Below are 10,024 nucleotides of genomic sequence, written 5' to 3'. Positions count from 1 at the left end.
CCCGGCTACTTCATCGGTGAATTGAGGCTAAGCGTCCGTCCGAGTTTTGATCGTCCGGAGCTCCTCGGCCCACGTCCGGGCGAGGGCGCGGCGACGTTTCGAATCGTCGGTTAGTGTGTCTGCGAGGCCGAGGCCACGTGCAATGTCTAGGGTTAGCTGGATGAGTCGGTGAGTTCGAGTGTCGGAGTCGTCGGCGTTCAATAGTTCGACAGCCATGGAATGGGCACTTCGGGCGAACTTGGCTTCGAGCGGTACGACACGCTCTCGTAGGTCGGGGTCTGCCGCTGCCGCTGTCCATACTTGGAGGGCGGATTTGAACACTGAACCGGAGTAGTGCCCGAAGAGAAGATCAACGACGTGCTGTTCGCGACTGACACCTTCCGGCGGGTCGCGGAGCTCTCCCATGATGTGGTCGGCGCTGGCCGACCACATGTGATCGAGGGCGGCCGTGATGAGGTCTTCCCGGGTGCGGTAATAGTGTTGCAGTGCACCTCGACTGATGCCCGCCTTCTCCGCGATGAGGCCGACTGTGGTCATGGCCCAACCGTGCGACATAAGGCACTCAACCGTCGTGTCGAGAAGTTTCTGGCGGGTCAGTTTGTTTCTGTCCTCCCGAGAGATGTAGTCTGCGGTCATTCTGCCCACCACGGGCGACGTTTTTCTAAGAAGGCTGCCATTCCCTCCCCGGCTTCTACGCTGTGGAACAGTTGGACTGACTGTTCGATGACTCGATCAGTTGACCGTTCGAACTCGGCCAGTATCTCATAATTGACCAGCTGTTTTGACTCGCGCAATCCCTGCGGTGAGCATGTCGCGAATGCAGCGCACAGTGTGTCGACGGCAGTATCGACCTCCTCCGCGACTTCGGTGACCAGTCCGTTGGTCAGTGCTTCCTCGGCGGAGATTGTTGAGCCAGTTAGCATCATGTGCGACGCCGCGCGCGAGGTCATGCGCGGCAGCACTGTCAGAGAGATTACCGAGGCAGCCAGTCCGAGGCGCGATTCGGTGAGACCGTAGGTTGAATTGCGGCCGGCGACGACTATGTCGCAGGCGGCGACCAGTCCCATACCGCCAGCCCGGACGTGCCCGTTAATCCGTCCGATGACGGGTTTGGGGGCTCGGAGGATGCTGTGCATCAGTTGCGTGGTCTGCTCCGCGCGGCGACGTGCAGGATCCACCCCTCCGTCGGTGACTGACGCGTCGACCAGGTCGGCGCCGGCGCAGAACGTTCCGCCTGTATGGGTCAGCACGATTGTTCGGACCGCGTCGTCCTGGGCGGCCACGGCAAAGCTGGCAAGGAGTTCGTCCACAAGCCGTTCGGATAGTGCGTTGCGATTGTGGGGCGAGTCCAGAGTGAGCGTTGCTATTCCGCCGGCGCGTTCCGCCCGGACCAGCGGGCCAGTGACGGTCATGTCGCCTCCGCCTCTTCATCGGATGCGGTGATCACGGCGAGGGGGGCGTCCACTTCGACTTGGTCGCCCTGACTGACGAGCACCTCGCTCACCTCACCTGTGACGGCAGCTGTGACGGAGTGTTCCATTTTCATCGCCTCGATCCATAGAATTGGCTGCCCCTTTTCGACGAGGTCACCCGGTTTGACCGCAACTCGGATTACGGCGCCGGGCATCGGGGCGAGCAGAGAGCCCTCTGCGACCGCTTGCGCGGGATCGATGAAGCGAGCGGTTTCGCACAGGGCGACTGCGCCGCGCGGCGTGTCCACGTGCAGCACGTTCGCGCCCGAACTCCCCCCACCGTAGCGGGCGACGTCGAAAGGCAAGACCACGCCGTCGACCTCGATCCGTACGCGGGTGGGGCTTGCCGAGACGACGTGAATTGTCTCTATCGACTCGGGGACGCTGCCCGGTGCCAGCACGATTCCGGAACGGTCGAGCCGGTACTTGATCTCGTACTCGTCGGTCTCCGTGCGAAAACCACGCGACTGGAAAGGGTGGCCGACATTGCGCCAGCCTAGGGGGGCCGCGATGCCCATCGGAGCTGATTCTTGCTCGCCGGTGGCGACCGCGATCGCCGCAGCGATGGCGGCGAGCCGCTCCGTCTCAAGGGAGGCGAGTGGGGCAGCGAGAGTGGCGAGCCCGTGACGGTCGAAGAAGGCGGTGTCGATCTCGCCGGCGAGGAATGCAGGGTGGAGCAGTGTCCGCACGAGCAGGTCCCGATTCGTACGCAGCCCGTGAACCTGGGCACGGGCCAGTGCAGTGGCGAGAATGCGGGCGGCTTCCGGGCGGGAGTGGGCGAACGAGATTACCTTGGCGAGCATGGGGTCGTAGTGCACCCCGACCTCGTCGCCGTCGACTACCCCGGAATCAAGCCGCAGGCCGGGCGAGGTGAGTACGGCGAACTCGGTTGCGGTCTCCTGAACCAAGAAGCGATGGACGGGGCCCGCTTGGGGTTGCCAGTCGCGCGCCGGATCCTCGGCGTAGAGGCGGGCCTCGATCGAATGGCCGACTGTGGCCGGCTCTCCACCACTTAGAGGCTCTCCGTTCGCGACGTCGATCTGCAGTGAGACGAGGTCCAGTCCCGTCGTGCACTCGGTGACAGGATGCTCGACCTGCAGTCGCGTGTTCATCTCCAGGAAGAAGAATTCACCGTCGTTGTCGGCGAGGAATTCCACGGTACCGGCGCCCACATAACCGATGGATTCTGCGGCGGTGCGGGCGGCATCGTACAGTCGGGCACGCATGGCTGCGCCGATCTGCTCGACTAGCGGGGACGGTGCTTCCTCGATCACCTTCTGGTGGCGTCTTTGGATAGAACACTCACGCTCGCCGACCGCCCACACGCTTCCGTGCATGTCGGCCATCACCTGAACCTCGATGTGGCGGCCCGCCTCGATGTATCTCTCACAGAACACGGTGTCGTCGCCGAATGCGGACGCCGCTTCTCTCGCCGCGTACGACAGCTCGGCCGGTAGGTTCGCAAGATCTCGCACGATTCGCATTCCCCGGCCGCCCCCGCCCGACGAGGCCTTGATCAGCACGGGCAGCTCAGCTTCGGTGATGGATGCCGGGTCGAGACGTCCCAAGACCGGCACCCCTGCCTCTGCCATGATCCGTTTGGACTCGACCTTTGACCCCATGAGGTCGATGCTCTCCGGCGTTGGGCCGATCCAGATCAGTCCAGCCGCTCGCACCTCCCGTGCGAACCCGGCGCTTTCGGACAGGAAACCGTAACCCGGGTGGATGGCGTCTGCTCCGGCGGCGAGTGCCGCCTTGATTATCAGGTCACCGCGAAGATAGGTGTCGGTCGGTGTCGAGCCCGGAAGCCGGACCGCGGCGTCGGCTTCGGTGACGAACGGGCTGTCTGCGTCGGCGTCGGAGAACACAGCGATGGTGCCGAGTCCACGACGTCGACAGGTGGCAAATATCCGGCGGGCGATCTCCCCGCGGTTTGCGACGAGCACGGTCGTTGCGGTCGACGCTGATGGCGTACTGACAGGGGTGTGCTGGGTGTTCACTGCGGGCTCACATTCGGAAGACGCCGAAGGACGTGGTGCCTTCGATCGGTGCGCTGTGGATGGCGGACAGACTCAATCCGAGGACGGTGCGGGTGTCTCGGGGGTCGATGACACCGTCGTCGTACAGGTGGCCGGATAAGAAGGCCGGCAACGATTCGGAGTCGATCTGTTCCTCGATGGCAGCGCGGACCGCGGCGTCGGCTTCTTCGTCAAATTCCTTGCCCTGGGCCAGCGCCGACGCCCGGCTAACCGTGGAGATCACGCCCGCGAGTTGCGTTCCGCCCATGACGGCCGAGCGGAGCGTCGGCCAACTGAACACGAATCGTGGATCGAAAGCGCGTCCGCACATCCCGTAATGGCCCGCGCCGTAGGAGGAACCGAGGAGCAAGGAGATGTGCGGGACTTTCGAGTTGGAGACGGCGTTGATCATCATTGCGCCGTGCTTGATGATGCCGTTTTGTTCGTACTCCCTGCCCACCATGTACCCGGTGGTGTTGTGCATGAACAACAGTGGCGTGTTCGATCGATTGGCGAGTTGGATGAACTGGGTCGCTTTCTGCGCCTCCTCCGAGAACAGCACACCGCGGGCGTTGGCCAGGATGCCGACGGGATGCCCGTGGATGCGTGCCCAGCCGGTGACCAGCGACGTGCCGTATCTGGATTTGAACTCGTCGAAGTCGGAACCGTCGACGACCCGGGCGATCACCTCGCGCGGGTCGAACGGGATTTTCAGATCTGGTGGCACGATGCCGAGCAGCTCAGCCTCGTCGTATAGGGGGGACACCACCTCTGTAGACACGGCCGGGCCGGACTTCGTCCAGTTGAGTCGTGACACGATCTGGCGGCCGATGCGGAGGGCGTCCTGCTCGTCGAGAGCGTAGTAGTCGGCCAAGCCGGACACTTTGGCGTGCATGGCCGCTCCGCCGAGCGACTCGTCGTCGGTGATCTCTCCCGTGGCCGCCTTGACTAGTGGGGGGCCTCCGAGGAACACCTTCGATCGGTTCTCGATCATCACGATGTGGTCGCTCATGCCGGGGATGTACGCTCCTCCGGCCGTCGAGTTGCCGAAGACCAGCGCGATCGTGGGGATCCCCTCGGCAGAGAGTTGAGTGAGGTTGCGGAACATCGCCCCACCGGGGACAAAGATGTCCTTCTGGGTGGGCAGATCGGCGCCGCCCGATTCCACGAGATTGATGACCGGAAGGCGGTTCTGTCGCGCGATGTCGCCCATGCGGAGGATCTTGCGCATCGACCACGGATTGAGTGAACCGCCCTTGTCAGTCGGGTCGTTGGCAACGATCATGCACTCGACACCGCTGACGACACCGATGCCGGAGACAACAGCGGCGCCGACGGTGAACTTCGAACCCCATGCGGCGAGAGGGCACAGCTCCAGAAACGGTGTGTCCCGGTCGACGAGGAGCTCGATCCGCTCTCGAGCAGTGAATTTATCGCGGTCGTGGTGCCTGGCGACGGCCTTCTCCCCGCCGCCGGCGAGTACCGCGGTCAATTCCTCTTCGATGCCGGAGAGCTTCTCGATCATGGAATCGAGTGCCACCCGGTAATCGTTGCTGCGTGAGTCAAGTGTGCTGTTCAGCATGGTCATGATCGGTATCCCAAGTGTTTGGCTGCAAGTGCGGTGAGGATTTCGGACGTGCCTCCGCCGATACCGAGAATGCGCATGTCACGGTATTGCCGTTCGACTTCGATTTCGCGCATGTAGCCGAGTCCGCCGAACAGCTGCACTGCCCTGTCGACGACCCATTCGCCGGCCTCCACCGCAGTGTTCTTCGCGAAGCAGACCTGCGCGATGACGTCTTCGCCTCGCATATCGGCATCGACGACGGCACGGCAGTATGTCCGGGCGACATCTATCCGGCGGGCCATCTCTGTCAGGGTGTTCTGTACGGACTGACGGCTGATGAGTGGTTCGCCGAAGGTCACTCGATCCTGGCACCATTGTTCGGTCAGTTCGAGTGCGCGCTGCGCGCCCGAGTAGGCCTGTGCCGCCAAGAAGACGCGCTCGGAGACGAACGCTTGAGAGATCAAATCGAATCCCGCGTTCTCTGGCCCGATGAGGTTCCTCACGGGGACCCGAACGTCGTCGAACGTCAGTTCGGCGGTGTCTGAGGCGTTCCATCCCATCTTTTCGAGCTTTCGGCTCACGGAGAAGCCGGGTGTGTCGGTGTCGATGACGATCAGCGATACGCCGGACGCGCCGCGCCGCTCGGGTCCGCCGGTGCGGACCGCTGCGACGACGAAGTCAGCGCGACACCCAGAGGTGATGAAGGTTTTTGAGCCGTTGATGACGAAGTGGTCTTCATCTCGTCGGGCTGTGGTGCGCAGGTGCCCGACATCGGAACCGCCGCCGGGTTCGGTGATGGCCAACGCTCCGATCCGGTCGCCGGCGAGGGTGGGTACCACCCAGGTGTCGATCTGCCACTGGTCGCCCGCAGTGACGATGTGCGGCACTGAAATCCAGCAGGTGAGTAAGGAGGCTTGGACTCCGCCCGAGGAGCCGGCTTCGTGCAGGGCTTCGCAGACGGTGACCTGGTGACGCAGATCCCCGCCGCCACCGCCAGCGTGTTCGGGAAATTGAGGGCCGAGCAGGCCCAATGCTCCGGCTTTGCGGTGGAGTACCCGGGGGATCTCGCCGGCACGCTCCCATTCCTCCAGGTGCGGGAGGATCTCTCTTTGTGCGAAGTCGCGCGCGGTGGATCGCAATGAAGTGATCTCGTCCGATTGCCACGGGTTGGCGCTCACTGGTCTGCCTCCGTAAGAACTAGCTCGGGGATGTCAATAGTGCGGGAGCGCAACCATTCACCCAGTGCTTTGGCTTGCGGGTCGAAGCGGGCGTTGTATGCGACGCCCTCGCCGAGGATTCCGGCGAGGACGAAATTGACGGCATGAAGATTGGGTAACACGGTGCGGGTCACCTCCAGATCCGCACACTCCGGCAGCATGCGTCGCAGCTGCTCGATCGTCAGGGCCTCGGCAAGCCAGTCGAAGGCAGCCTCGTCGCGCACCCAGACCCCGATGTTTGCGTTGGGGCCCTTGTCTCCGCTGCGAGCGCCGGCGATCGTCCCCAGCGGTAGCCGGCGCATCGGCCCCCAGTAATCGGGGTGTGACGAGGCCGCGTCGCCGCCGTCGTCCGCCGCTCGGTGATCGGTGTGAGCGGGAACGAGGTCGGTGGTCACCTCGGGTGCCGCGATCGGGATTCGTTTTCCGTCGGGCAGCACTGCGGTGTGATCGACGTCCTCCTGTGTGATGTAGCCCGGAGTAAACACCCCGTAGGTACTGCCGGCCGACGGCGGCGCCGTCGTGTGGAAACCCGGGACCGTTCCGAGTGCGATTTCGATGACCGAGTTGGAGAACTTCCGCCCGACTTTCTCGCGATCGTCGTCGCGTGCGACCACGGTCAGACGGGCGCTCGCCAATTCTTCCGTGGGGGAGTCGATGCGGTCGGTCCGGGCCAGCTCCCACGACAGTTCTCGAGGTCTGGCGGGCAGCGCGTCTTCGACCTGCCTGCGAACCAGGTCGGCTTTGGCCTCGATATCCAAGCCGGTGAGTATGACACTGACTTCGTTGCGAACCCCGCCGATGCTGTTGAGTGAGACCTTGAGCTCCGGTGGTGGAGCCTCGCCCCGGACACCGCTGATGCGCACGCGATCCTGTGCCTCTTGAGACAGGACAATGGAGTCGAGACGGGTGGTGACGTCCGGCCCGGCGTACCGGGCGTCGGTCACCTCGTAGAGGAGTTGGGCGGTCACCGTGTCGACGGTGACCGCTCCACCGGTTCCCGGGTTTTTGGTGACAACACTGCTGCCATCGGCCTCGATCTCGACAATCGGAAAGCCTGGTCGCATCAGGTCAGGAATCTCCCTGAAGAAAGAGAGATTTCCTCCGGTGGCCTGTGTGCCGCACTCGATGACATGCCCCGCGACAGTCGCTCCGGCGAGTTCGTTGAAGCTTTCCCTGCCCCAACCGAAGTGGTGGATCGCAGGCCCGGCGACAAGCGATGCGTCGGTGACCCGACCGGTGACCACGATGTCGGCACCCGCCGCAAGGCAACTCGCGATGCCGAACCCTCCCAGGTAGGCATTCGCCGACAGGGGGCTGCCCAGCCCGAGTTCCTCTGAACGGCTGGTGACGTCGTCGCCGTTTAGGTACGCGATGCTCGGTGTGAGGCCAAGCGAGTCGGCGATGTGCTGCAGTGCCTGCACCAGGCCTGCGGGATTGACCCCTCCGGCGTTCACCACGATGCGCACGCCCCGATCAAGCGCCATGCCCATGCATTCCTCCATCTGTCGGAGGAAGGTCTTTGCGTACCCGGTGCTGGCATCTTTCGCCCGGTCTTTGGCGAGGATCAGCATGGTGAGTTCGGCGAGATAGTCACCGGTGAGAACGTCGAGTTCTCCGCCGCCAAGCATTTCTCTCATCGCCGAGAAGCGGTCGCCGTAGAAGCCGGAACAGTTCCCGACCCTCAAAGACGGTGCGGTGGGGGAGGCCATGCCAGGTCGATCCCTTCGTCAATGTGCTTGATAGCAAGAAGTCGACGACGGGGAGCGCATCGGCTCGGCCTGGTAATCATCGGCGCTATCACTGGAACCATCGCACAACCGACAAACCTAAGCAAGCATGCTTGCTTAGTTTGGGTCTGCAACTTACAGTGGTCTCGATCACACCGGCCATCGCCGGAAAAGATTGCCCCACTTTCGTGACCGATTGGACGTGTTCATGGATAACGGCTTCGGCAATTGGCCTTCGCTGCATCGCCTCCGTAACCCTCGGCGCATCGCGCTGCTCGATGGCGAGACCGGACTGGGCTTGTCCTACGAAGAGCTTGACCTGCGAACCAACGCACTGGCGGATGTGCTGCGCGGCATGGGCGTGGCCAAAGGGGACCGGGTCGCCCTGGTCACGCTGAACAGTCCACACATGCTCGAGGTCCTCTGTGCCGTTGCCAAGCTGGGCGCGATCTCCGTGCCGGTCAACTATCGACTGTCGCCTCCCGAAATCCGATTCATTCTTGAGGACTCAGGCGCGGAAATCGTCTTCACCTCGACCCAGACATCCGAGACGGTCCGTGACGCCGTCGCTGGGACCCCCGTGCGGGAACAAATCGAGATTCCGTCGGCGGCCCAACGTAAAGACTCGGTGAGCTCGACCTACGAGAACATGGTGAGCGCTGGCGACACCGACCGCGTCGAAGAGGACATCGATCGCGATGACCTCGGCATGTTGATGTACACCTCCGGCACGACCGGCCCCCCGAAGGGGGCCATGCTCACCCACGACAACATCCTGTGGAACGCCATTAACAACTTCACCCTCGCCGGGGAAGGGCTCACCCCGCGCGACATCAATCTCGCGGCTGCCCCGCTTTTCCACATCGGTGCGCTAGGCATCTTCACACTTCCACTGCTCTACGCGGGCGGGACGACCGTGATCATGGAGTCATTCGCTCCCGAGCAGTGGCTTGATGCCGTCGATCGCTACCGTCCCACGCTCGCATTTTGCGTCCCTGCGATGTGGGCGGCACTCGACGTCTCGCCCACCATTGACAGGCGCGACCTCGGTTCTCTGCGGTACGTCCTGTCCGGCGGTGCGCCCTGCCCGATCGTTCTCATCGATGCCATGCGCGAACGCGGGTTGACGTTCGTCGAGGGCTTCGGTCTCACCGAGACCGCCCCGTTTGTCGCGGCCCTTAACGGAGATGAGGTCGTTGACCATGCTGGTTCGATCGGAAAACCAGTAGTGCACGTGGATCTGCGGATTGTCAACGAGATGGACGAGGATGTGGACCCCGGGGAGACCGGCGAGCTCGCGATCCGCGGCCCGAACGTCTTTGCTGGCTACTGGAACAACGCCGAAGCCACCGAAGACGTACTTAAAGATGGGTGGTTCCTGTCAGGTGACCTCGCGCGCAGGGATGACGAGGGCTACTACTCGATTGTCGACCGCAAGAAAGACATGATCATCAGCGGCGGCGAAAATGTCTACGCCACCGAGGTCGAGCAGGTGCTCTACCAGAACCCTGATGTGGCGGAAGTTGCGGTGATCGGACGTCCGGACCCGCGCTGGGGAGAGTCCGTCGCCGCCGTCGTTGTTTGTACGCCAGGCGCCGACATAAAGGCCGAAGAGCTGATCTCCTGGACCCGCCAGCGGCTGGCCGCGTTCAAGTGCCCCCGCACTGTTGTTTTCCTCGATGCGCTCCCGCGGACCGCTACAGGCAAGGTAATCAAGCGGGATCTGCGAAAGTCCTGGACTGACGACGGCACGGCGGTGCAGCGATGATCAGTCCTGACCACACAACTGACTGTGGCCAGGCCAGCTCATGACGGTGGCAGAACATTCCCCGTCGCCGAACACGAACGAGCAAGGACTGCCATGAAACCCGATCTCTCAGGTGTCACACCACTAGAGCTGAACCTGGCCACACGTGTATCGATCGGGGACTTGTTGACTCGAACAGCGTTCATGGCCCCTGCGCGCATCGCGATTTCCGAAGAGGACACCGAGTGACCTGCCGCGTCGATTTCGGACAGCGGA

General features: G+C 63.2%; 7 protein-coding genes. 1 reads left to right on the top strand and 6 read right to left on the bottom strand.

Annotation, left to right across the window (positions count from 1 at the left end; all coding sequences use genetic code 11):
* Positions 1 to 27: 27 nt before the first annotated feature.
* From G6024_RS05580 to G6024_RS05555, 6 genes are read right to left on the bottom strand one after another with little or no spacing between them, the layout of a single operon-like run.
* A complete protein-coding gene (locus tag G6024_RS05580) occupies positions 28 to 636 on the bottom strand; it encodes a TetR/AcrR family transcriptional regulator (protein WP_069389038.1) in 609 nt (202 codons plus the stop codon).
* Entirely contained in the window at positions 633 to 1,412 is a 780-nt protein-coding gene (locus tag G6024_RS05575; protein WP_083249598.1) for an enoyl-CoA hydratase family protein, read from the bottom strand. Before G6024_RS05575 ends, G6024_RS05580 begins: the two co-directional genes overlap by 4 nt.
* On the bottom strand, positions 1,409 to 3,472 hold the full coding sequence (locus G6024_RS05570) for an ATP-binding protein (RefSeq protein WP_069389031.1): 2,064 nt from the start codon (positions 3,470 to 3,472) through the stop codon (positions 1,409 to 1,411). The genes G6024_RS05575 and G6024_RS05570 overlap by 4 nt, the downstream gene beginning before the upstream one ends.
* A 7-nt stretch (positions 3,473 to 3,479) precedes the next feature.
* Positions 3,480 to 5,078, bottom strand: coding sequence for an acyl-CoA carboxylase subunit beta (locus tag G6024_RS05565; protein ID WP_159148253.1), 1,599 nt, complete (start codon positions 5,076 to 5,078; stop codon positions 3,480 to 3,482).
* On the bottom strand, positions 5,075 to 6,235 hold the full coding sequence (locus G6024_RS05560) for an acyl-CoA dehydrogenase family protein (protein WP_069389029.1): 1,161 nt from the start codon (positions 6,233 to 6,235) through the stop codon (positions 5,075 to 5,077). The genes G6024_RS05565 and G6024_RS05560 overlap by 4 nt, the downstream gene beginning before the upstream one ends.
* Positions 6,232 to 7,983 (bottom strand): acyclic terpene utilization AtuA family protein, encoded by a 1,752-nt coding sequence (locus tag G6024_RS05555; RefSeq protein ID WP_069389028.1) that lies wholly within the window; start codon positions 7,981 to 7,983, stop codon positions 6,232 to 6,234. The genes G6024_RS05560 and G6024_RS05555 overlap by 4 nt, the downstream gene beginning before the upstream one ends.
* 220 nt (positions 7,984 to 8,203) lie before the next feature.
* On the opposite strand from G6024_RS05555, the gene G6024_RS05550 reads away from it, so the two are divergent.
* Entirely contained in the window at positions 8,204 to 9,769 is a 1,566-nt protein-coding gene (locus G6024_RS05550) for an acyl-CoA synthetase (RefSeq protein ID WP_235027772.1), read from the top strand.
* The last annotated feature ends 255 nt before the right edge of the window (positions 9,770 to 10,024 follow it).

It is taken from the genome of Dietzia maris, assembly GCF_014144855.1.
In the GTDB taxonomy this organism is placed as follows: Bacteria; Actinomycetota; Actinomycetes; order Mycobacteriales; family Mycobacteriaceae; genus Dietzia; species Dietzia kunjamensis.
The sequence above is the reverse complement of the archived record's forward strand: the minus strand, read 5'-3'. Positions and strand labels throughout refer to the sequence as shown.

What these genes read in the sequence shown, in the direction of transcription:
- G6024_RS05580 (WP_069389038.1), bottom strand. Translation starts at nt 636, where the DNA reads ATGACCGCAGACTACATCTCTCGGGAGGACAGAAACAAACTGACCCGC.
- G6024_RS05565 (WP_159148253.1), bottom strand. Translation starts at nt 5,078, where the DNA reads ATGACCATGCTGAACAGCACACTTGACTCACGCAGCAACGATTACCGG.
- G6024_RS05575 (WP_083249598.1), bottom strand. Translation starts at nt 1,412, where the DNA reads ATGACCGTCACTGGCCCGCTGGTCCGGGCGGAACGCGCCGGCGGAATA.
- G6024_RS05555 (WP_069389028.1), bottom strand. Translation starts at nt 7,983, where the DNA reads ATGGCCTCCCCCACCGCACCGTCTTTGAGGGTCGGGAACTGTTCCGGC.